The sequence below is a fragment of the Mycobacterium shigaense genome (assembly GCF_002356315.1).
Taxonomy (GTDB): Bacteria; Actinomycetota; Actinomycetes; order Mycobacteriales; family Mycobacteriaceae; genus Mycobacterium; species Mycobacterium shigaense.
This window is the reverse complement of sequence record NZ_AP018164.1, coordinates 3,617,978-3,639,437: the sequence shown is the minus strand read 5'-3', so window position 1 is coordinate 3,639,437 and position 21,460 is coordinate 3,617,978. Positions and strand designations below refer to the sequence as shown.

Genomic DNA, 21,460 nt, shown 5'->3' with positions numbered 1-21,460 from the left:
AAGTGATCTCCACAAGACGCTGAAGCTGCGCCGCCGGCATTCTCTCCGCATCGGTGTCCAGTCCAAACTCCTGCTGATGCTGTTGGTCTGCAGCATCTTTTCGATCGCGGTCATCGGGTTCATCGGGGCTACGTCCGGCCGCTCCGCGTTGCGAGAAGTCGAAGGCGAGCGGCTGGTCGAATTGCGCGAGTCACAGCGACGGCAGGTGGAGGCGTTGTTCAAGGAATTGAAGGACGCGCTCATCGTGTTCAGCGATTCGTTCAGCGCCAACGAGGCGACCGGGGCGTTCACCGCCGCCTTCGGGCAACTGGGCAACGCGACCATCAGCCCCGCCCAGGAACAGGCGCTGGTCGACTATTACACCACCAAGATGATCGAACCCATCAAACAGCTCACCGGAAACGAGCTCGACCTCAACTCGATATTCCCGACGTCCAACGCGCAGAAGTACCTGCAAGCCTATTACACCGCGCCGCCGCGCTCCGGCCCCGATGCGATGCCAGCCAGAGACGCGGGTGACGGCAGCGCATGGTCGGCCGCGAATGCGCGCTACGACTACTTCTTTCGCGACATCGTCTCTCTCTTCGAATATCCGGACGCGTTGCTGCTCGACTTGCAGGGCAACGTCATCTATTCGGTGAAAAAGGGGCCCGACCTAGGCACGAACATCCTCACCGGCCCCTACCGCGGGTCCAATCTGCGCGATGCGTATCAAGACGCCGTGCGATCCAACGACGTGGACTTCACTTGGATCACCGACTTTCAGCAGTATCAGCCGCAGCTTGATGTCCCCACCGCGTGGGCGGTGTCGCCGGTCGGCCAGAACGGCAGGACGGTGGGTGTGATGGCGCTGCCGCTGCCCGTCTCCAAGATCAACCGGATCATGACCGCCGACAAGCAGTGGGACAACGCGGGCATGGGTCCGTCGACCGAGACATACCTGGCCGGACCCGACAATCTAATGCGCTCTGATTCAAGGCTTTTCCTAGAGGATCCGCAGGAATATCGACGTGAAGTGATGGGCGCCGGGACGCCGGCCAGCGTGGTGGACAAGGCGATCCGGTTGGGTGGCACCACGCTCGTGCAGCCGGTCCCGAGCGCTGGTCTGCGCGCGGCGCAGGCGGGACGGGAGGGAACCGTCGACGGCACGGACTACACGGGCAATCGGGAACTGGAAGCCTATGCGCCGGTGAGTGTGCCGGACTCCGATCTGCACTGGTCGATCCTGGCGACGCGGGACGACTCCGATGCCTTTGCGCGGCTGGCCAGATTCAGTAAATCGCTGGTGATCGCCGTCTCGGTGATGATTTTCGTCGTGTGCGTGGCCTCGATGGTGCTCGCGCAATTACTGCTGCGGCCGGTGCGGCGGCTGCAGGCGGGAACGCAGAAGATCAGCTCCGGCGACTACGAGGTCAACATCCCGGTGGTCTCGCGTGACGAAATCGGTGACCTCACTGCGGCTTTCAACGAAATGAGTCGCAATCTGGCGCTCAAGGAAGAGTTGCTCGCCGAGCAGCGCAAGGAGAACGACCGGCTCCTGCTGGCGCTGATGCCCGAGTCGATGGTGCAACGGTATCGGGAGGGTCAGCAGACCATCGCCCAACAACACCAGGACGTCACCATCATCTTCGCCGACATCGTGGGGCTCGACGAGATGTCCAACACCATGTCGGGTGACGAGCTCGTCGGGATCGTCGACGATCTGTTCCGGCAATTCGACGCGGCGGCCGAAGCCCGCGGGGTCGAACGGATCCGAACCTTCCACAACGGCTATCTGGCCAGCTGCGGAGTCGTCACGCCACGCCTGGACAGCATCCACCGCAGTGTCGAGTTCGCCCTCGAAATGCGCCAGATCATCGATCGGTTCAACAGTCAAACCGGTCACGAACTGAGGCTGCGGGTCGGCATCAACACCGGCAACGTCGTGAGCGGGCTGGTGGGCCGGTCCAGCCTGGTCTACGACATGTGGGGCGGTGCGGTGAACCTGGCACACCAAATGAACAGTGGCGCGCCGCAACCCGGTATCTACGTCAGCTCGCAGGTGCATCAGGTACTGGAGGATGTCCGGCAATTCGCACCGGCCGGCACCATCTCGGTCGGCGGCACCGATCAGCCGATCTACCGGCTATTGGAGCGGTAATGAACGCATTTCACAGCTCGTGGTTCCACTGGGCGGTCGGGGTCGCGCTCGGATTACCGGTCGGAATCATCCTGCTGACCGAACTGCATCATGCCCTCATCCGGCGTCGCAGCCGCCTGGCCCGCCAGGTGGGCCTGGTGCGGAACTTCCTGTGGCCGCTTGGTGCCCTGCTGTTGTTGCTCGTCAACGCGGCGCAGATGCCGTCCGGCGACGGCCTGGTGCGAATCCTGAGCACCGCATTCGGGTTCCTGGTGTTGGTGCTGCTGTTGTCGGGGCTCAACGCCACCGTGTTCGAGGGCGCGCCCGAAAACAGCTGGCGCAAACGACTGCCCACCATTTTCATCGACGTCGCCCGGTTCGCGTTGATCGGTGTCGGGCTGACGCTGATCCTGTCCTACGTCTGGGGCGTCCGGGTGGGCGGGCTGTTCACCGCGCTGGGCGTGACCTCGGTGGTCATCGGCCTGATGCTGCAGAACTCGGTCGGCCAGATCGTGTCGGGCCTGTTCATGCTGTTCGAGCAGCCCTTCCGCATCAACGACTGGCTCGATACGTCCACGGCACGCGGACGCATCGTCGAGGTGAACTGGCGCGCCGTCCACATCGATACGGGCGGCGGGACGCGGATCACCCCGAACTCGGTGCTGGCCAGCACGCCGTTCACCAACCTGAGCCGCCCGCCGGGCAAGCACAAGTTGACCATCAAGACCACGTTTTCGACCGCCGATGCGCCCGACCAGGTATGCGCGATGCTGTCACGGGTCGCCGGCGGGTTGCCGCAGCTCAAGGCCGGCAGCGAGCCCCGCTCGGTGCCGGCCGGAGGCGGCGAGTATTCGACCAGCATCGGGCTGAATTCGCCCGCCGACGAGGGCGGTGCGCGCGCCACGTTCCTGCGCTGGATCTGGTACGCCGCGCGCCGCGAGGAGCTGCATCTCGACGGTGCCGATGACGACTTCTCGACCCGCGAGCGCATCGAATTCGCGCTGCGCACCGTGGTCGCGCCGGTACTGCGGCTGAGCGTGGCCGATCAGCAGTCGCTGCAGTCCAGTGCGCGGATGGTGCGTTATGGGGCCGACGAGACCGTGGAGTACGCCGGCGAGGTGCCGTCGGGGATGACGTTCCTGGTCAGCGGCCGGGTTCGGTTGTCCGCCACGGCCGAGGACGGGTCGGTCGTGGAGATCAGCACTCTCGAGGAGGGCGAGTTTCTCGGATTGACCGCGCTGACGCGGCAGCCCAACCTCGCCAGCGCGTATGCGCTCGAGGAGGTGACCGCGTTGGTGATCGACCGCGAACACCTGGAGGCCATGGTGATGCGTGAACCGTTGCTGCTGCAGGACTTTGGTCACATCCTCGACGAACGGCAGAGCAAGGTGCGTGAGGTGGGGCGCGGTGAGCTGGTGGAGAAGCGGTCCGTCAACAGCGGCCCGCTTAACGTGACCCGCTAAAGCCCGTTACGCTGGATAAATGAGTCTGCAAGCACCGTCGCGTCCTGACTTGCGCCAGGAGGTGCACAATGCGGCGCGGCGTGCCCGGGTGGCGTCGCGTGTGCTGGCGTTGTTGCCGACGGTTGCCAAGGATCAGGCCCTGAAATCCGCAGCCCAAGCGATCGTGGCGAACACCGAGCGGATTCTTTCGGCCAACGCCGAGGATCTGAAGACGGCGCGCGACGCGGGCACCTCGACGGCGATGCTGGACCGGTTGGCCCTGGACCCCGCCCGGGTGGAGGGGATAGCCGCCGGGCTGCGTCAGGTGGCCGGGCTGCCCGACCCGGTCGGGGAGGTGCTGCGCGGCTACACGCTGCCCAACGGCCTGCAGCTGCGTCAGCAGCGGGTTCCGCTTGGCGTGATCGGGATGATCTATGAGGGCCGGCCCAACGTCACCGTCGATGCCTTCGGCCTGGCACTGAAGTCCGGGAACGCGGTGCTGCTGCGGGGCAGCTCGTCGGCAGCGAGGTCCAATCAGGCACTCGTCGACGTCTTGCGCACGTCGCTGGTCAGCGAGGACCTGCCCGCCGACGCGGTCCAGCTGCTTTCGGCCGACGATCGCTCGACCGTCACGCATCTGATTCAGGCCCGCGGACTCGTCGACGTGGTCATTCCGCGCGGGGGAGCGAGCCTGATCGACGCGGTGGTCCGCGACGCGCAGGTACCCACCATCGAGACCGGTGTGGGCAATTGTCACGTGTATGTGCACGAGGGCGCCGATCTGGATGTGGCGGAACGAATCCTGCTGAACTCCAAAACCCGGCGGCCCAGCGTGTGCAACGCCGCCGAGACCCTGCTGGTGGACACCGCGATTGCCGAGCAGGCGGTGCCCCGGCTGGTGGCTGCCCTGCAGGATGCGGGCGTCACCGTGCACCTGGACGCGGGAGAGGACCACCTGCGCCGGGAATACCTGGCGATGGAGATCGCGGTGGCGGTCGTCGACGGGGTGGACGAGGCGATCGCCCACATCAACGAGTACGGCACCGGCCACACCGAAGCCATCGTCACCAGCAACATGGCTGCGGCGCAACGGTTTACGGATGGGGTCGATTCGGCGGCGGTGATGGTGAACGCTTCGACGGGGTTTACCGACGGTGAGCAGTTTGGTTTCGGTGCCGAGATCGGCATCTCGACCCAGAAGCTGCACGCGCGGGGCCCGATGGGGCTGCCGGAACTGACTTCGACCAAATGGATTGCGTGGGGCGACGGCCAGATCCGTCCGGCCTGAAAACCCCGCGCCGAGAAGGCTTTAGGAGAATTGAATCGTGAGTGTGCCCGCCCGACCCGCGCCGCTTTTCGCCGACATCGACGACGTCGCCCGACGGCTGGCTGAGACCGGCTACCTGCCGGACACCGCCACCGCGACGGCGGTTTTCCTGGCCGATCGGCTGGGCAAGCCGTTGCTGGTGGAGGGCCCGGCCGGAGTGGGCAAGACCGAGTTGGCCCGTGCCGTCGCGCAGGCCACCGGCGCGGGCCTGGTTCGGCTGCAGTGCTACGAGGGTGTCGACGAGGCGCGCGCGCTCTACGAGTGGAACCACGCCAAGCAGATCCTGCGCATCCAGGCCGGCTCCGGCGACTGGCAGGCCACCAAAGACGACGTGTTCAGCGAGGAGTTCCTGCTGCAGCGTCCGCTGCTGACCGCCATCCGGCGCACCGACCCGACGGTGCTGCTGATCGACGAGACCGACAAGGCCGACATCGAAATCGAGGGCCTGCTGCTGGAGGTGCTCTCCGATTTCGCGGTGACGGTCCCCGAACTCGGGACCATCACCGCCAGCCGGACACCGTTCGTGCTGCTGACGTCCAACGCGACCCGCGAGCTGTCCGAGGCGCTCAAGCGTCGCTGCCTGTTCCTGCACATCGACTTCCCCAGCCCCGACCTGGAGCGTCGCATCTTGTTGTCCCGCGTGCCCGAGCTGCCCGCGCACCTGGCCGAGGAGTTGGTGCGCATCATCGGAGTGCTGCGCGGAATGCAGCTCAAGAAGGTGCCGTCGATCGCCGAGACCATCGACTGGGGCCGCACCTTGCTCGCGCTGGGTCTGGACACCATTGACGACGCGGTCGTCGCCCAGACGCTGGGCGTGGTCCTCAAACACCAGTCGGATCAGCAGCGCGCGTCCGGGGAGCTCCGGCTCAATTAGGGAAGAGGCTCAACACAAATGGCCATCCGCCGAGTCCGTCCCTCCCGCCCGCTGGCCCCGCACGGGCTGCCGGGCCACTTGGTGGGGTTTGTGGAAGCGCTTCGCGCCAGCGGGATTTCGGTGGGGCCGTCGGAGACGGTGGACGCCGGACGGGTGATGGCCACGCTCGGCCTGGGCGATCGCAACGTGCTCCGCGAGGGCCTGGCCTGCGCGGTGTTGCGCCGGCCCGACCACCGCGAGACCTACGACGCGATGTTCGACCTGTGGTTCCCCGCGGCGCTGGGCGAGCGGACGGTCGTCGCCGACGACGAGTCGGGCGCGGCCTCCGGTGACGGCGCGCTGCCCGACGACGACGTCGAGGCGATGCGCGAGATGCTGGTGAATCTGCTTGCCGACAACCCCGAGCTCGCCGACATGGACGAGCGCCTGGTCGCCATGATCGCGCGAATCGTCGAGGCCTACGGCAAATACAGCTCCAGCCGCGGCCCGTCGTTCTCGTCCTACCAGGCGCTCAAAGCGATGGCCCTGGACGAATTGGAGGGCAAGCTGCTGGCGGGACTGCTCGCCCCGTACGGCGACGAGCCCACGCCGACACAGGAGCAGATCGCCAAAGCGCTTGCCGCACAGCGCATATCGCAGCTTCGAAAGTTGGTCGACGCCGAAACCAAGCGTCGCACCGCCGAACAATTGGGCCGCGACCACGTCCAGATGTACGGCATTCCGCAGCTCTCGGAGAACGTCGAGTTCCTGCGCGCCTCCGGCGACCAGCTGCGCCAGATGCAGCGGGTGGTGGCGCCGTTGGCCCGCACGCTGGCGACCCGGCTGGCGGCCCGCCGGCGCCGCAGCCGCGCCGGCGCGATCGACCTGCGCAAGACGCTGCGCAAGTCCATGTCGACTGGCGGTGTGCCGATCGACGTCGTGCTGGCAAAACCGCGCCCGGCGCGCCCGGAGCTGGTGGTGCTGTGCGACGTGTCGGGTTCGGTCGCCGGCTTCAGCCACTTCACTCTGCTGCTGGTGCATGCACTGCGGCAACAGTTTTCGCGCGTGCGGGTGTTCGCCTTCATCGACACCACCGACGAGGTGACGCACATGTTCGGCCCGGAGTGCGACCTGGCCGTGGCGATCCAGCGGATCACCCGCGAGGCGGGCGTGTACAGTCGCGACGGCCACTCCGACTACGGCAACGCGTTCGAGTCGTTCGTGCAGGCCAACCCGAATGTGTTGTCGCCGCGCAGCTCGCTGTTGATCCTTGGTGACGGCCGCACCAACTACCGCGACCCGGCGCTCGGCATCCTGGAAGACATGGTCACCGCCAGCCGTCACGCGCACTGGCTCAACCCCGAGCCCAGACACCTGTGGGGCAGCGGCGATTCCGCGGTGCCGCGGTATCAAAACGTGATCACCATGCACGAATGCCGCTCCGCCAAGCAGCTGGCCTCCGTCATCGACCAGCTGCTGCCGGTGTGAGGCCGGCGCTCGGAGGGACGGGCACCACGCATTCCTGCCGGCGCAGCGGCTGATGAGGCTCCAGGTGACACCGCCGCGGCACCGGGCCATCCGGACAGCCCGGTAAGCTGGCACATCGTGCAAAAGCGCCGTCGCAGGCTGGGAGTTATGGGTGGGACGTTCGATCCCATCCATTACGGCCACTTGGTCGCCGCCAGCGAGGTGGCCGACCTGTTCGACCTCGACGAAGTGGTGTTCGTGCCCAGCGGTCAGCCGTGGCAGAAGACGCGGCGGGTCTCGGCCGCCGAGGACCGCTACCTGATGACGGTGATCGCCACGGCTTCCAATCCGCGGTTCTCGGTGAGCCGTGTCGACATCGACCGCGATGGCCCCACCTACACCAAGGACACCCTGCAGGACCTGCGGGTCGTCAACCCGGATTCGGAGCTGTTCTTCATCACCGGCGCCGACGCGCTGTCGTCGATCCTGTCCTGGCAGGGCTGGGAGGTGCTGTTCGAGTTGGCGCGGTTCGTCGGGGTCAGCCGCCCTGGCTACGAGCTGCACCACGAGCACATCACCGAGGCCGTCGGCGAGCTGGCCAAGGACGCGTTGACCCTGGTCGAGATCCCCGCCCTGGCGATCTCGTCGACCGACTGCCGCCAGCGCGCCCTGGAGCGCCGGCCGCTGTGGTATCTGATGCCCGACGGTGTCGTGCAATACGTCTCCAAGCGCCGGCTTTACACCAAGCCGGGTGACGAGGGACCGGCGTGAGCGCGACCCGGGAAGCCGTCGACATGGCGACGGTGGCGGCGAACGCGGCGGCGGCCAAGCTGGCCGACGACGTCGTCGTCATCGACGTCTCGGGACAGCTGGTGATCACCGACTGCTTCGTAATCGCCTCGGCGTCCAACGAGCGACAGGTCAACGCCATCGTCGACGAGGTCGAGGAGAAGATGCGCGAAGCCGGCTACAAGCCGGCCCGCCGCGAAGGCACTCGAGAGGGGCGCTGGACGTTGCTGGATTACCGCGACATCGTCGTGCACATTCAGCATCAGGACGACCGCGACTTCTACGCCCTGGACCGGTTGTGGAGCGATTGCCCCGCGGTGCCCGTCAAGTTGACCGACGATCCGGGAGACTCGCAGGATTCGGCGAGCGCGCCATGACCATCCGTCGTCTGGTGATGTTGCGACACGGCCAAACCGACTTCAATGCCGATAGCCGCATGCAGGGGCAGCTGGACTCCGCGCTCACCGAGCTGGGCCGCGCCCAAGCCGTCGCCGCGGCAGAGGTGCTGGGCAAGCTGCAACCGTTGCTGATCGTGTCGTCGGATCTGCATCGCGCCTACGACACCGCGCTCAAGTTGGGGGAGCGGACCGGGCTGCGGGTCCGGGTGGACCGGCGGCTGCGCGAGACTCACCTCGGCGACTGGCAGGGCTTGTCGCACAACGAAGTTGACGCGCTGGCGCCCGGCGCACGGCTGGCGTGGCGCGACGATGCGACGTGGGCGCCCCACGGCGGGGAAAGCCGGGTCGACGTCGCGGCGCGCAGCGTGCCGCTGGTCGCGGAGTTGGTGTCCGGCGAACCGGAATGGGGCGAACTCGCCGAACCGGACCGGCCGGTGGTGCTGGTGGCCCACGGCGGCCTGATCGCGGCCTTGGTGGCCGCGCTGCTGAGGCTTCCGGTCGCCAACTGGCCGGTCCTGGGCGGTATGGGCAATGCCAGTTGGGTACAGCTGTCGGGTCATTCCGACGACGGCGTCGCCGACCTGGACGGCATCCGTTGGCGTCTCGATGTGTGGAACGCCTCTGCGCAGGTATCCAACGATGTGCTCTGACGTACGGCCCACGCTGCTGATCTTTGCCGACTCCCTGTCCTACTATGGCCCGACCGGCGGGCTGCCCGCCGACGACCCGCGCATCTGGCCGAACCTTGTTGCCTCGCAACTCGATTGGGACATGGAATTGATCGGGCGCATCGGCTGGACCTGCCGCGACGTCTGGTGGGCGGCGACCCAGGATCCGCGGGCGTGGGCGGCGTTGCCGCGGGCGGGCGCGGTGATTTTCGCGACCAGCGGGATGGACTCGTTGCCGTCTGTGTTGCCGACCGCGTTACGGGAGCTGATCCGCTATGTGCGCCCACCGTGGCTGCGGCGCTGGGTCCGCGACGGCTACGGCTGGTTGCAGCCGAGGTTTTCGCCGCTGGCTCGGCCGGCGCTGCCGCCGCACCTGACCGCAGAGTATCTCGAACAGACCAGGGCCGCAATCGATTTCAACCGCCCCGGCATTCCGGTTGTGGCATCGCTGCCGTCGGTGCATATCGCCGAGACGTACGGCAAGGCTCATCACGGCCGCACCGGCACGGTAGCCGCGATCACCGAATGGGCCCAGCAACACGACGTGCCCTTGGTGGACCTCAAGGCCGCGGTGGCCGAACAAGTGATGACCGGGCGGGGTAATCCCGATGGCATCCACTGGAATTTCGAGGCCCACCGGGCGGTCGCGGAGCTGATGCTCAAGGCGCTGGCCGAGGCCGGCGTGGTGACGATGCAGAGCGCGCAGCGCGATGAGGAGGAGCCGCGCGATCAGGCCGGCGTGGTGACGATGCAGAGCGCGCAGCGCGATGAGGAGGAGCCGCGCGATCAGGCCGGCGTGGCGACCGAGAAACCGCGCGGCTGACCATGCCCGTCGTGGTGGTGACGGATGCGTCAGCGCGTCTGCCAGCCGATCTGCTGAGCAGGTGGGCGATCCGCGTTGTCCCGCTGCATGTTTTGCTCGACGGCGCTGACCTGCGCGACGGTGTGGACGAGATTCCCGACGAAATCTACGAACACCAAGCAACGACCGCGGCGGCCACTCCCGCCGAGCTCGAAGCCGCCTACCGCCAGGCCCTGGCCGACAGCGACGGCGACGGCGTGGTGGCGGTGCACATTTCGTCGGCACTGTCGGGCACGTATGGGGTGGCCGTGCGGGCCGCGGCCGAGATCGGGCCGGCGGTGCGGGTCGTCGACTCGAAATCGGCGGCAATGGGCACCGGATTTGTCGCGCTGGCCGCCGCGCGTGCCGCGGCCGCGGGCGGCGACCTGGATTCCGTTGCTGACGCGGCGAATTCGGCCGTCGTCCGCGGCCGCGCGTTCATCGTGGTGCACGGATTGGACAACTTGCGGCGCAGCGGGCGGATCGGCGGCGCCAAGGCGTGGCTGGGCACCGCGCTCTCGCTCAAGCCACTGCTGTGCATCGAGGACGGCAAACTGGTTCTGGCGCAACGGGTCCGGACGGTGAGCAAAGCGACCACTGCGATGCTCGACCGGGTCTGCGAGGTCGTCGGCGACGGCGTCGCGGCGCTGGCGGTGCACCACGTCGTCAACCCGGACGGGGCCGACGAGGTGGCGGCCGCGCTGGCGCGGCAGCTCCCGGCATGCCAGCCGGCGATCGTCACCTCGTTGGGACCGGTGCTCGGGGTGCATGTGGGCCCCGGCGCCGTCGCGGTGTGCCTGGACCTAGCTCCGGGCGCCTGACGCGGCCGGCGCCACGGGAGCGGCAGCGGGCACGGGCCGACGACCGTAGTCGCCGCGCGGGTGCACGACCAGCGGCCACCAGAACCAGCGTCCGAGCAGCGTGGCGATCGACGGCATCAGCAGCGTTCGCACGATCAGGGTGTCGAGCAACAGGCCGATGCAGACCGTGGACCCGAATTGCCCCAACACCCGCAGTTCGCTGCCCAGCATCGCCGCCATCGTGAAAGCGAACACCAGCCCGGCCGCCGTCACCACTCCACCCGTGCCGGCCATCGATCGGATGATCCCCGTCTTGAGCCCGTGATGGATCTCCTCTTTGAATCGGGAGACCAGCAGCAGGTTGTAGTCGGATCCGACGGCCAACAGGATGATGACCGACAGCGCCATCACGATCCAGTGGATGCGGATGCCGAACAGATCCTGCCAAATCAGCACGGAAAGACCGAATGACGCCGCGATCGAGCTGGCCGCGGTGCCCACGATCACCAACGCGGCCACCACGCTTCGGGTGAGCAGCAGCATGATCATGAAGATCAGCGTCAGCGCCGACACCACCGCGATCATCAGGTCGTATTTCTCGCCGTCGGCCATGTCCTTGAACGTCGCGGCGGTTCCGCCGAGATACACCCGGGCATCCGACAGCGACGACTGCTTCAGCCCCTCCTGCGCGGCGGTGCGTTCGGCGTCGACCCGGGCGATGCCCTCCGGCGACATCGGATCGCCCTGATGGGTGATGAAGAACCGTGCCGACTTACCGTCCGGCGACAGGAACATGCGCAGACCCGTCTGGAAATCGGGGTTGTCGAAGGCTTCCGGCGGCAGATAGAAGAAATCGTCGTTCTTGGAGTTGTCGAAGCTCTGCCCCATCACGATGGCGGTGTTGCTCATCGCCTCCATCTGATCGATCATCGCCTTGAACGTCTGGTAAAGCGTCAACGTGATGCCCCGGGTCGTCTTCAGCGTTGTGATCAAAGTGGGGAACAGCGCCGTCAGGTCGCGTGAGGCCTTGGCGGTGTGCTGGATGTCGGTCGTGAGGTAGTGGAACTGTTCGGCGAGTTGGTCGAAACCGTCGAAGGTGTCGAACAGGGACCGCAACCCGATGCAGATCGGGATGTCGTAGCAGTGCTTCTCCCAGTAGAAGTACGTGCGGACCGGCCGGAACGTGTCGTCGAAATCCGCGATGTGATCTCGCAGGCTGTCGGTGATCTGCGACGTCACCGCCGTGGTCTTCGCGCTGTCGTCGGCTGCGTTGGCCAGATCCAGTGACACCTCGTACTGGCGCTGGGAGGTGTCGATCTGCGTCTGCAGGTCGTCGGCCATCTTGAGGATGTCGGCGATGCGCTCCTTGAGGAAGCCCATGTTCTGCATCGTGGTCTGGCTCTGGATGCTGTTCTGGAACGGTATCGAGCTGTGCTGAATCGGAATGCCCAGCGGCCGGGTGATGTCCTGGACCATCGCGATGCCCAGCGTGCGCATCTCGTTCTTGGCGACCCGGTCGAGCACCAGCATGTCGGCCGGGTTGCGCATGTCGTGGTCGGACTCGACCATCAACAGGTCGGGGTTCATCCGCGCCTCGGAGAAGTGCCGGTTCGCGGCTTCCTGCCCCTGGTTGGACGGGGCCGACAGCGGCAGATAATGCCGGTCGTTGTAGCTGGTGTGAAAGCTCGGCAGGGCGATCATGCCGACCAGCACGACGGCGGCGCTGACGGCCAAAATCGGTGCGGGCCAACGTACTACGGCGGTACCCACCCGGCGCCACAGCCGGCCGCGCTTGGCCTGCCTCTCGAAGAGGTGGAAGCGGCTGCCGATGAAAACCACCGCGGGGCCCAGCGTGATTCCGGCCAGCACCACGACCAGCATGCCGATCGCCACGGGCGCGCCCATAGTGTTGAACCACGGCAACCGCGAAAAGCTCAGGCAATAGGTCGCGCCGGCGATCGTCAGGCCCGAGCCCAAGATGACCGGGGTCACGCCCTTGAAGGTGGTGTAGTACGCGTCTTCTCGATCCTCGCCCGCCGACAAGGCCTCTTGATAGCGGCCGACCAGGAAGATGCCGTAGTCCGTTCCCGCGGCGATCGCCAGCATGGTGAGGATGTTCGCCGCGAACGTCGTGAGCCCAAATGCGTTGTGATACGCCAGAACCGCGACGACACCCCGCGCACACGCCAACGCGACAAAGGTCATGAACAGCTGGACCAACGTGGTGACGATGGACCGGTAGACCAGCAGGAGCATGATCGCGATCGCGCCCAGGGTGAACAGCGTGATCGTCGCCAGGCTGGCGTTACCGATGATGTGCATGTCGTCGGACAACGCGGCGGGACCGGTGACGTAGGCCTTCACGCCGGGCGGCGCCTTGTTCTCCTCGATGGCCTTGCGGACGGCATCCACCGACTCGTTGGCCAGCGTGGTGCCCTGGTTACCGGCGAGGTTGATCTGCACATAGGCGGCCTTGCCGTCGGCGCTCTGCGCGCCGGCCGCCGTCAGCCGGTCACCCCAGAAGTCCTGAATGTGCTGAATGTGCTTGGGATCCGCGCGCAGATCGCGAATCAGCTTGTCGTAGTACTTGTGTGCGTCGGGGCCCAGGGGTTGCTGGCCCTCCAGCACGATCATCACCGTGCTGTTGGAATCGAATTCGCGGAAGTTATGGCCCATCCGCATCATCGCCTTCATCGACGGCGCGTCCAGCGGGGTCATCGGCGCCGAGTGCGCCTCGCCCACGACCTCCAGGGTGGGAACGATGACGTTCACCAGGACCGTGACGAAAACCCAGATCAGGATGATCGGTATCGCGAAGATCCGGACCGCGTGGGGGAGGTAGGGGCGGTGGCCGCGGTCGGCCATGCTGGGGCTCTTGGCGGTCTTGATCGGGCCGGTATCCGCCGCGCTGGCGTCGCGCTCGGCCTTGTCGATGTCGGTCATGCGGACTTCACCAGGCAGAAGGTCTGGGCGTTGTGGCCGTCGGAGTTTTGGCTATCGCGGACCACGCCGTCCACCGTGATCTTGCAGCTGATCGTGCGGCCGTCGCTTTGCGCCATGATGTTGGCGCTCACCGATGGCAACGTCGTCGAGATGGTCGTCGACCAGGGCAGTGGGGCATCGTTGATCTGGTGGGTGTTGGCGTTCTCGTCCCAGTAATTGATGTTCGCGGTGGATCCCGGTGGGCCGGAGATGTCGTAGACGACGACCTTCGGATTGAATTGCACGATCTCGATCCCCTTGCCCGCATTCGCGTTGAGGTCCTCGGACCCGAAAATTCTGTGCAGGCGCGATACCACCAGGGTCGACGTGGCAAGTACCACCACCAACAACAGGGGTATCCACGCTCTCCTGAGCGCCCGGGATATGGCACCCATCTTGACCGCCTTCCGCTCGCCGCTGCGGACCACCGCCCTTGGCAACACTGGTTGTCGACCGACAATTTGCTCGGCTAAGTACTCTAGACCTTAAGGCACGGAACCGTTCCTCCGGGTACACTCCGTGTGGCAAACGCCATAGCGTCAGGGTGCGACGCGACCGGTTACCGGCGGCAAATCGGCAAGCGTCATTATCCCGGGTGCGGCGGCCACCACCGCCGGGACGGCATTGGTAACCGGCATGGCCGTGTAAATCATTCCCAACCCCATGAATCCGGGTTCTGTCCAGTCTTTCGGCGGCAGGCAGTGCAGGACCGTGCGCATGTTGGGCAGCCCGAAAACCTGGATGACGTGGCCGTGCTCGAGTGGCTTGGGCGGCTTTACGTGACTGCCCATGGTCCAGTTGAAGCCGACGCTGACGACGTTGCGGTCGCCCTGCCAGCCGCGGTGGTAGCCGTAGACTCCGCCGACAGTTCCCGCGGGGATCTTCATGAAGCCCAGGTCGGAGTCACCGGTGGCGGCGGTGAACGTGACGTCGAAGGTCATCCTGTCCAGCTTCGCCCCGATCGCGTCGGCCATCATTGCCGCCGACTCGGCGAAGACCTCGCTTTCCCGGCGCACGTTCTCCGCGAGACCGGGGGTCTCGGGGTCTTGCGAGAAGCCCATGGCGGTCTGGGTTTCCGCGGACTCGTAAGTCGAGCAGTCCACCGACTCGGTGATCCGGATTTCGTCGACGCGCTCGCACGAAGCCGACAGCACCATGCCGACCATGTTCGTTATCCCGGGGTGAGCGCCGCTGCCGAAGATGGTGGTGTTGCCCTTGTGGCAGGCGTCCTCGATGCGCTTGCGGTCCTGCGGCGTCTGCTTGCCACCGGTGATCCAGGCCGCGCTGGAGCATACATTGACCCCGGACTCCAGCAGCCGGACCAGCTCGTCGACGCTGGGCCACAACGGGTTATAGCAACAGGCGTCGGCGCCCAGCGCGATCAGCGCGTCGATGTCGTTGGTGGCCGTCACCCCGGTCGGATCCGGCCAGCCGGCCAGCTCGGCGGCGTCGACACCGACCTTGTCGGCGCCGTGGGCATAGACGCCCACCAGCTCCATGTCGTCGCGGCCGATGATGGCGTGCAGCGACCGCCGGCCGATGTTGCCGGTCGTCCACTGAATCACGCGCAACGGACGGTCGGTGCTGATTGTGGTCATCATGGCTCCTTTGCCGGTGCGGGTTCACTCATTATGCGAACCGCGGTTGCGCGTCGTTACCCCCGTACCAGCTATCGGGAATATTCGGCTGCGCGCGGGCGCACGGTATGCCACAGTCGCATTCCGTGAATCCCGATCAACTACCGGCGGGGCTGACCGTTCGCAGTCCAACCGACGACGACTGGTCGGCGATGTACCTGTTGGGTGCCGCCAGCTTCAGCAACTTCATCGCCGCCGAAGTGGCTGCGTGGCGCGCCCTGATCCCCGCCGACGGCGCGGTGGTGATCTGTGATGGCTCTCAGGTTGTCGGCATGGCGCTGTGTTTGGATCTGCGTGTGACGGTGCCGGGCTCAGCGGTGCTTCCGATGGCCGGTCTCAGCTTCGTCGCGGTCGCACCGACCCACCGCCGGCGCGGATTACTTCGCGCAATGTGTGCCGAATTGCACCGGCGTATAGCGGTTTCCGGTTATCCGCTAGCCGGTCTGTATGCCAGCGAGGGCGGCATCTACGGCCGGTTCGGCTACGGGCCCGCCACCATCGCGCACGAATTTACTGTTGAGCGACGTTTCGCCGAATTCCACGCTGACGTACCCCATATCGGCGGGGTCCGGCTGGTCCGGCCCGCGGAGCGCCGTGGCGAGTTGGTGGCGATCCACGACCGTTGGTGCCAACGGGTGCCGGGTGGATTGGCTCGTCCACCGGTGCTGTGGGATCTGCTACTGGCCGAGCCGAAAGCCTTTGGCCTGCTGCATCCCGACGGCTATGCGCTCTACCAGATGGACGATGCCGATGCCCGGGTGGTGCGGGTCGTCGAGTTCAGGGCGCTGACCACCGACGCGCACGTCGCCTTGTGGCGGGTACTGCTGGGCCTCGACAAGAAAGAGAAGGTGGTCATCACCACGCATCCAGACGACGCGTTGCCGTATCTGCTGACCGATCACCGCGTCGCGCGGACGACCGGCCGTCAGGATGCGGTATGGCTGCGCATCATCGACGTCGCCGCAGTGCTCGAGGCGCGCACCTATGGCGCGGATCTTTCTGCAGTGCTTGAGGTTTCGGGGAGTGGTCGGTTCGCATTGCAGATCCGTGACGGCCACGCTCGCTGCACTCCGACCGACGAGACCGCTGACGTCGAGATGGGTATTGATGTCCTGGGCAGTCTGTATCTGGGGGCGCATCGTGCGTCAACGCTTGCCGCGGCGAACCGGTTGCGCACCAAGGACTCTCGTCTGTTGCGTTGTCTCGATACCGCTTTTGCAACCGATGTTCCGGCCGCGTCCGGGATGGAGTTCTAGTTAGAGGCGGACCAGGTCGTAGTCGCCGATCCCGTCGATCAGCTTGTGCAGGTGTTCGCCCGAAGTGCCCAGGGTGTTTTCGATCGCGGTGAGCCGGGCCGCGTAATGGCTGACCGGGTATTCCGCGGTCACGCCGATGCCGCCGTGCATCTGGATCGACTCCTGGGCGATGTGCCGGCCCGAGCGGCCGATCTGCAGCTTGGCCCGCGAGGCGATCACCGGGTCGAGGTTGCCGTCGGCGATCGACATCGACGCATACAAGGCCATGCTGCGGGCCAGTTCCAGCGAGACGTACATGTCGGCGGCGCGCTGGGTGAGCGCCTGGAACTTGTTGAGCGTGACGCCGAACTGTTTGCGCGTCTTCAGGTAATCGGTGGTGAGGCGCAGCGCCTCCTCCATCGCCCCGACGGCCTCGCTGCACAACGCCGACTGGGTGCGGATGATGTTCTCGCGGACGGCCCGGGTGGCATCCGCCGCCTCGCCGAGCGGCTGTGCCGGGGTGGAGTCGAGGTCGATCTGGGCGCCGCGCTGCCCGTCGAACGTCGGGTACGGGTGCCGGGTCGCGGCCGCCGCGTCGACCAGGAACAGGCCGGTGCCGCCGTTCGGCAACGCGGCGCTGACCACCAGCGTGTCGGCGGAGTCGCCGGCGAGCACCGGGTTCTTCCGGCCGCTCAGCACCCACGAATCGCCTTGCTGCGCAGCCTTGGTCGCGATCGCCTTGGTCAGGTCGCGCTGCGTGGGTTCGAGGTGGGCGAATGCCAGCAGCCGCTGCCCGGCGGCGACCTCGTCGAGCAGCTGCTTCTGCTCGCCGGTGCCCAGTTCGGCGATCAGTGCGCCGGGCCCCAGCGCCGCGTGCAGGATGGGTTCGGGGGCCAGTCGGCGCCCGACCTCGGTGAGGACGACGGCGATCTCGATCTGGCCCGACTCGTCCGGATCGAAGCCGAGGCCCAGGATTCCGGTGTCGGCGAGCTGGCTCCACACCTCGCGGCTCCAGCCGAGATCCGATCCGATGATCTTGTTGCGGCTCTCGGGGTCGTAGGTGCGCGAGAGCAGGTCGCGCGTGGTGTCGCGGAGCAGGGCCTGCTCATCGCTCAATTGGAAGTCCATGGCTGCCTCACAATCCCAGAATGGTGGACGCGATGATGTTGCGCTGCACCTCGCTGCTGCCGCCGTAGATCGACGTCTTGCGGTAGTTGAGGTAGTGCGGCGCACTGTGTTGCGCCCACGAAGGCGACGAAATGTCTTCCCCGTTGGCCGGCAACGCATCCGGCCCGGCCACCTCCACCAGCAGTTCGGTGGCGATCTGTTGCAACTGGCTGCCGCGCAGCTTGAGCACCGACGACGCCGGGTTGGGCTGGCCGTCCGCGGAGTCGGTGACCACCCGCGCCTGCGTGAGTTCCAGTGCCAGCAGGTCGTTTTCGGCCTCGGCCAAGCGGGCGGCGAACAGCGGATCGGAGATGATCCCGGTCTCGGTGGCGAATCTCTTCACTTCGGCGAGTCGCACCTTGGTGCGTCCCACCCCCGCGATGCCGGTGCGCTCGTTGCCGAGCAGGAACTTCGCGTAGGTCCAGCCCTTGTTCTCTTCTCCGACAAGCTGATTGGCGGGCACGCGAACGTCTTCGAAGAACAACTCGTTGACCTCGTGGCCGCCGTCGATCGTCTTGATGGGCCGCAGGGTGATGCCCGGCGTCTTCATGTCGAAGAGCAGAAACGAGATGCCGGCCTGGCGTTTGGGCGCCTGCGGGTCGGTGCGCACCAGGCAGAAGATCCAGTCCGCGTACTGGCCCAGCGTCGTCCACGTCTTCTGGCCGTTGACGACGTAGCTGTCGCCGTCGCGGACCGCGGTCGTGCGCAGCGACGCCAGATCCGACCCGGCCTCGGGCTCGGAGAATCCCTGGCACCACCAGATGTCCAGGCTGGCCGTCGGTGGCAGGAAGCGCTCTTTGACCTCCGGTGAGCCGAATTCGGCGATGACCGGGCCCACCATCTTGGTGTTGAAGTTCAGCGGCTCGGGCACGCACGCCAATTGCAGCTCGTCGGACCAGATCTGGTGCTGGGTGGGCGTCCAGTTCTTGCCGCCCCATTCGACCGGCCAACTGGGGACCGCCAGGCCGTGCTCGTGCAGGATCTTGTGGCTCGCGACGATGTCGTCACGGTAGGCTTCGGCGGCGCCTTGGCGGACTCGGTCGCGCATCTCCTGCGGGATCTTGGTCGTGAAGATATTGCGAAGTTCGTCGCGAAACGCGGCTTCTTCCGGTGTGAGCGCCAGTTGCATGGCGGCCTCCTTTGCGTGGGGGTGAACGCGGCGCTGCGTCGTGTGATGAACGTCGCGTTCCAACCCCCATCTTGACCTATCGGCCGTTGTGCCTGTGCACAGCCTCCAGTTAGTCCACAGAACACCGCGGCGACGTCTCGGTCGCGGCGATTGCGGCGGCCCGCGCACCTACCGTCGGCACATGCGAGCAGAACTTCCCGCCGACCGACTGCAGCGTCGGCTCGGCGCCGACCCGGCTACCGAGCCGCACGGCGGCGATCCGGACGTGCAACCCGACCAGGACGCGCCCGATGAGGATCAGAACTCCCTGCTGCCGCGCTGGTTGCCCGACGCCGCCGCGGGCGATGGCTGGCTGACCCGGATGCGTGCCGACCCCGGGCGCGCCGGCGCGATCGGATTAGCGGTGGTGGCGGTGCTGGCCGTGCTGATCACGATTTTCACCGTGGTGCGCGATCGGCCGGCGCCGGTGATGTCGGCGAAGCTGCCGCCGGTCGAGAAGACCTCGACCGCGACGCCCCGGTCCTCGGTGAGCCCCACCGCCGCCGCGGATCACCCGGTCGTGGTGAGTGTGGTGGGTCTGGTGCACACCCCCGGGTTGGTCACCCTGGCTCCCGGTGCCCGCATCGCCGATGCGCTGCAGGCCGCCGGCGGAGCCCTGACCGGCGCGGACACCATCGGGCTGAACATGGCCCGCCCGCTGGGCGACGGCGAGCAGATCGTCGTCGGCCTCGCCCCGGCATCCGGGCAGCCCGCGGCGTTGGGCAGCGCCGTGACGTCGGGGTCGCCGCCGGCATCGAAACCGCCGGCCCCCGGCCCGGGCACGGGCCCGGGCAAGCCGAAGGCTGGCGGGGTGGTGGACCTCAACACCGCGACCGTCGAGCAGCTGGACGCGCTGCCCGGCGTCGGGCCCATCACGGCCGCCGCGATCGTGGCGTGGCGGCAGGCCAATGGCAAGTTCTCCAGCGTCGACCAGCTCGCCGACGTCGACGGCATTGGCCCGGCGCGGCTGGACAAGTTGCGTGCGCTGGTCCGTGTCTGACCGCGGTGCGCCACCTCGGCTCCGGCGACGCGGCGCCGGCACGCCTCGACGTCCGCCTGGTCCCGGCGGCGCTCACCGGCTGGATCGTCAGCGCTGCCGGGATCGTGTGGCCGGTCGGCCGCGCGCTGGCGCTGTGCGGGGTCGCGATGGGTGCGGCGGCGGCCGTGTTGTACTGCGTCACGCGCGCGGGCTCGCCGCCGCGGCGGATTGCCGCCGGTTTGGCCGCCTGCGGCGTCGTGGGCGCGGGCTTCGGGGTGGCGGTCGGGCTGCGCGCCGAGGCGGTCGATCACCACCCGATCACCGCGGCATTCGGCACCACCGCGCCCGTGACGGTCACCCCGACCGAAAGCGCGCAATCGCTGGGCCGGGGCCGGTTGATGTTTCGGGCCAGCCTGCTGCGCCTGCACGGCGACGAGATCTCCGGCCGCGTCGTCGTGTTCGCGCGGGCAGCGGACTTCGGCGAGGTGATGGTGGGCCGGCCGGTGGGCTTCTCCGCTCGCATCGCCCGCCCGACTCGGCACGACCTGACGGTCGCGGTGCTCAATGCCGCCGGCCGGCCGGCCGTGGGCCGGGCCGGTGCCGTCCAGGAGGCGGCCCATGCGGTGCGCAGCCGGTTCGCCGCGACCGTGCGCGAGGTGTTGCCGGCCGATCAGGCCGCGGCGCTGCCCGCGCTGGTCCTCGGCGACACCTCGGCGCTCACCACCGACACCAGCCGCGATTTTCGCGCGGCCGGACTGACCCACCTGACGGCGGTGTCGGGCGCCAACGTCACGATCGTGTGCGCGGCGGTGCTGTTCTGCGCGCGGCTGATCGGCCGGCGAGCCGCCGTGCTCACCACGGCCGCGGCGCTCGCCGCGTTCGTCATCGTCGTTCAGCCGACGGCGAGCGTGCTGCGCGCGGCCGTGATGGGCGCCATCGCGCTGCTGGGGATGCTGTCGTCGCGCCGGCGGCAAGCGGTTCCGGCCCTGTCGGCCACGGTGTTGATCTTGCTGACCGTTGCCCCGCAGCTGGCCGTCGACGTCGGCTTCGCGCTGTCGGTGGTGGCGACTGCCGCGCTGGTCGTCATCGCCCCGGCATGGTCGCGGCGCCTGGCGGCCCGGGGCTGCCCCAAGCCGCTCGCCGATGCGCTCGCCGTGGCCGCCGCCGCGCATATGGTGACCGCGCCGCTGGTCGCCGGGATTTCGGGGCGGTTCAGCCTGGTAGCGCCGATCGCCAACCTCGCGGTGGCCGCGGTCATCGCGCCGATCACCGTGCTGGGCAGCGCGGCCGCCGTCCTGTGCGTGTCGTGGCCGGCCGGCGCGCAGCTGCTGATCCGTTTCACCGGCCCCGAACTGTGGTGGGTGCTCAACGTCGCGAAGTGGACGGCCGCGGTGCCAGCGGCAACCGCGCCGGTTCCGTCGGGCGTGCCCGGCGTGTTGGTGGTCGGCGGCATCACCGTGCTCGTGATCGGGTGCCGGCGATGGCGGCCGCTCCGCGTCGGCGTCGCCGCGACCGCGATGTGCGTGCTGGCGTGGTCGCTGTCCGGACTCGTCGGCGCCGCGTGACACCATCGAGGGGTGAGCGAGGT

At 67.3% G+C, this 21,460-nt stretch carries 18 protein-coding genes; 13 read left to right on the top strand and 5 right to left on the bottom strand.

What is annotated here, in order from left to right:
• Positions 1-76: 76 nt before the first annotated feature.
• The 10 genes from MSG_RS17045 (at position 77) to MSG_RS17000 (ending at position 10,725) form a co-directional block, all read left to right on the top strand.
• The gene (locus tag MSG_RS17045) at positions 77-2,140 is read left to right on the top strand and encodes an adenylate/guanylate cyclase domain-containing protein (protein WP_096444627.1); all 2,064 of its coding nucleotides are present in this window, start codon (positions 77-79) and stop codon (positions 2,138-2,140) included.
• Positions 2,140-3,582, top strand: a complete 1,443-nt coding sequence (locus MSG_RS17040) for a mechanosensitive ion channel domain-containing protein (RefSeq protein WP_096441378.1) — start codon at positions 2,140-2,142, stop codon at positions 3,580-3,582. Before MSG_RS17045 ends, MSG_RS17040 begins: the two co-directional genes overlap by 1 nt.
• Before the next feature lie 19 nt (positions 3,583-3,601).
• Positions 3,602-4,849, top strand: a complete 1,248-nt coding sequence (locus MSG_RS17035; RefSeq protein WP_096441376.1) for a glutamate-5-semialdehyde dehydrogenase — start codon at positions 3,602-3,604, stop codon at positions 4,847-4,849.
• A gap of 37 nt (positions 4,850-4,886) precedes the next feature.
• Positions 4,887-5,762: an AAA family ATPase gene (locus tag MSG_RS17030; RefSeq protein ID WP_096441374.1), complete on the top strand. Its 876-nt coding sequence runs from the start codon at positions 4,887-4,889 to the stop codon at positions 5,760-5,762.
• An 18-nt stretch (positions 5,763-5,780) separates the two neighbouring features.
• The gene (locus MSG_RS17025) at positions 5,781-7,229 is read left to right on the top strand and encodes a vWA domain-containing protein (RefSeq protein ID WP_096441372.1); all 1,449 of its coding nucleotides are present in this window, start codon (positions 5,781-5,783) and stop codon (positions 7,227-7,229) included.
• Between the two features lie 117 nt (positions 7,230-7,346).
• Positions 7,347-7,979: a nicotinate-nucleotide adenylyltransferase gene (gene nadD, locus MSG_RS17020; protein ID WP_096441370.1), complete on the top strand. Its 633-nt coding sequence runs from the start codon at positions 7,347-7,349 to the stop codon at positions 7,977-7,979.
• Complete coding sequence (gene rsfS / locus MSG_RS17015; protein ID WP_096441368.1) at positions 7,976-8,374, top strand: ribosome silencing factor; 399 nt, start codon at positions 7,976-7,978, stop codon at positions 8,372-8,374. The genes nadD and rsfS overlap by 4 nt, the downstream gene beginning before the upstream one ends.
• Positions 8,371-9,045, top strand: coding sequence for a glucosyl-3-phosphoglycerate phosphatase (gene gpgP / locus MSG_RS17010; protein ID WP_096441366.1), 675 nt, complete (start codon positions 8,371-8,373; stop codon positions 9,043-9,045). The genes rsfS and gpgP overlap by 4 nt, the downstream gene beginning before the upstream one ends.
• Positions 9,035-9,886: a diglucosylglycerate octanoyltransferase gene (gene octT / locus MSG_RS17005; protein ID WP_096441364.1), complete on the top strand. Its 852-nt coding sequence runs from the start codon at positions 9,035-9,037 to the stop codon at positions 9,884-9,886. Before gpgP ends, octT begins: the two co-directional genes overlap by 11 nt.
• A gap of 2 nt (positions 9,887-9,888) precedes the next feature.
• The gene (locus MSG_RS17000) at positions 9,889-10,725 is read left to right on the top strand and encodes a DegV family protein (RefSeq protein ID WP_096441362.1); all 837 of its coding nucleotides are present in this window, start codon (positions 9,889-9,891) and stop codon (positions 10,723-10,725) included.
• Here the strand turns inward: MSG_RS17000 and MSG_RS16995 are convergent.
• The 3 genes from MSG_RS16995 to MSG_RS16985 all read right to left on the bottom strand — a co-directional run bounded on the left by MSG_RS16995 (position 10,708) and on the right by MSG_RS16985 (position 15,284).
• Positions 10,708-13,647, bottom strand: a complete 2,940-nt coding sequence (locus MSG_RS16995) for an MMPL/RND family transporter (protein WP_096441360.1) — start codon at positions 13,645-13,647, stop codon at positions 10,708-10,710. The two genes, MSG_RS17000 and MSG_RS16995, sit on opposite strands and share 18 nt — an antisense overlap.
• Entirely contained in the window at positions 13,644-14,081 is a 438-nt protein-coding gene (locus MSG_RS16990; protein ID WP_096444626.1) for an MmpS family transport accessory protein, read from the bottom strand. The genes MSG_RS16995 and MSG_RS16990 overlap by 4 nt, the downstream gene beginning before the upstream one ends.
• Before the next feature lie 144 nt (positions 14,082-14,225).
• The gene (locus MSG_RS16985) at positions 14,226-15,284 is read right to left on the bottom strand and encodes an NAD(P)H-dependent amine dehydrogenase family protein (RefSeq protein ID WP_096444625.1); all 1,059 of its coding nucleotides are present in this window, start codon (positions 15,282-15,284) and stop codon (positions 14,226-14,228) included.
• Between the two features lie 107 nt (positions 15,285-15,391).
• Between MSG_RS16985 and MSG_RS16980 the strand changes: the two genes are divergently transcribed.
• Positions 15,392-16,579, top strand: a complete 1,188-nt coding sequence (locus tag MSG_RS16980; protein WP_096441358.1) for a GNAT family N-acetyltransferase — start codon at positions 15,392-15,394, stop codon at positions 16,577-16,579.
• On the opposite strand, the gene MSG_RS16975 is transcribed toward MSG_RS16980, so the two are convergent.
• The gene (locus tag MSG_RS16975) at positions 16,580-17,686 is read right to left on the bottom strand and encodes an acyl-CoA dehydrogenase family protein (RefSeq protein WP_096441356.1); all 1,107 of its coding nucleotides are present in this window, start codon (positions 17,684-17,686) and stop codon (positions 16,580-16,582) included. It abuts the gene before it with no gap.
• 7 nt (positions 17,687-17,693) lie between these two features.
• Complete coding sequence (locus MSG_RS16970; RefSeq protein WP_096444624.1) at positions 17,694-18,854, bottom strand: acyl-CoA dehydrogenase family protein; 1,161 nt, start codon at positions 18,852-18,854, stop codon at positions 17,694-17,696.
• Between the two features lie 181 nt (positions 18,855-19,035).
• Here MSG_RS16970 and MSG_RS16965 point away from each other — a divergent pair, with 181 nt between their 5' ends.
• Together MSG_RS16965 and MSG_RS16960 are read left to right on the top strand one after the other, a co-directional pair.
• Complete coding sequence (locus MSG_RS16965; protein WP_096441354.1) at positions 19,036-19,893, top strand: ComEA family DNA-binding protein; 858 nt, start codon at positions 19,036-19,038, stop codon at positions 19,891-19,893.
• A 5-nt stretch (positions 19,894-19,898) separates the two neighbouring features.
• Positions 19,899-21,437 (top strand): ComEC/Rec2 family competence protein, encoded by a 1,539-nt coding sequence (locus tag MSG_RS16960; protein WP_096441352.1) that lies wholly within the window; start codon positions 19,899-19,901, stop codon positions 21,435-21,437.
• Positions 21,438-21,460 lie beyond the last annotated feature (23 nt).

Excerpts from the sequence above, each read along its gene's own strand:
- MSG_RS16970 (WP_096444624.1), bottom strand. The coding sequence starts at position 18,854 with ATGCAACTGGCGCTCACACCGGAAGAAGCCGCGTTTCGCGACGAACTT.
- MSG_RS17040 (WP_096441378.1), top strand. The coding sequence starts at position 2,140 with ATGAACGCATTTCACAGCTCGTGGTTCCACTGGGCGGTCGGGGTCGCG.
- octT (WP_096441364.1), top strand. The coding sequence starts at position 9,035 with ATGTGCTCTGACGTACGGCCCACGCTGCTGATCTTTGCCGACTCCCTG.
- MSG_RS17000 (WP_096441362.1), top strand. The coding sequence starts at position 9,889 with ATGCCCGTCGTGGTGGTGACGGATGCGTCAGCGCGTCTGCCAGCCGAT.
- gpgP (WP_096441366.1), top strand. The coding sequence starts at position 8,371 with ATGACCATCCGTCGTCTGGTGATGTTGCGACACGGCCAAACCGACTTC.
- MSG_RS16980 (WP_096441358.1), top strand. The coding sequence starts at position 15,392 with ATGCCACAGTCGCATTCCGTGAATCCCGATCAACTACCGGCGGGGCTG.
- MSG_RS16990 (WP_096444626.1), bottom strand. The coding sequence starts at position 14,081 with ATGGGTGCCATATCCCGGGCGCTCAGGAGAGCGTGGATACCCCTGTTG.
- MSG_RS17035 (WP_096441376.1), top strand. The coding sequence starts at position 3,602 with ATGAGTCTGCAAGCACCGTCGCGTCCTGACTTGCGCCAGGAGGTGCAC.
- MSG_RS17045 (WP_096444627.1), top strand. The coding sequence starts at position 77 with ATGCTGTTGGTCTGCAGCATCTTTTCGATCGCGGTCATCGGGTTCATC.
- MSG_RS16965 (WP_096441354.1), top strand. The coding sequence starts at position 19,036 with ATGCGAGCAGAACTTCCCGCCGACCGACTGCAGCGTCGGCTCGGCGCC.
- MSG_RS17025 (WP_096441372.1), top strand. The coding sequence starts at position 5,781 with ATGGCCATCCGCCGAGTCCGTCCCTCCCGCCCGCTGGCCCCGCACGGG.
- MSG_RS16995 (WP_096441360.1), bottom strand. The coding sequence starts at position 13,647 with ATGACCGACATCGACAAGGCCGAGCGCGACGCCAGCGCGGCGGATACC.
- MSG_RS16975 (WP_096441356.1), bottom strand. The coding sequence starts at position 17,686 with ATGGACTTCCAATTGAGCGATGAGCAGGCCCTGCTCCGCGACACCACG.
- MSG_RS16985 (WP_096444625.1), bottom strand. The coding sequence starts at position 15,284 with ATGACCACAATCAGCACCGACCGTCCGTTGCGCGTGATTCAGTGGACG.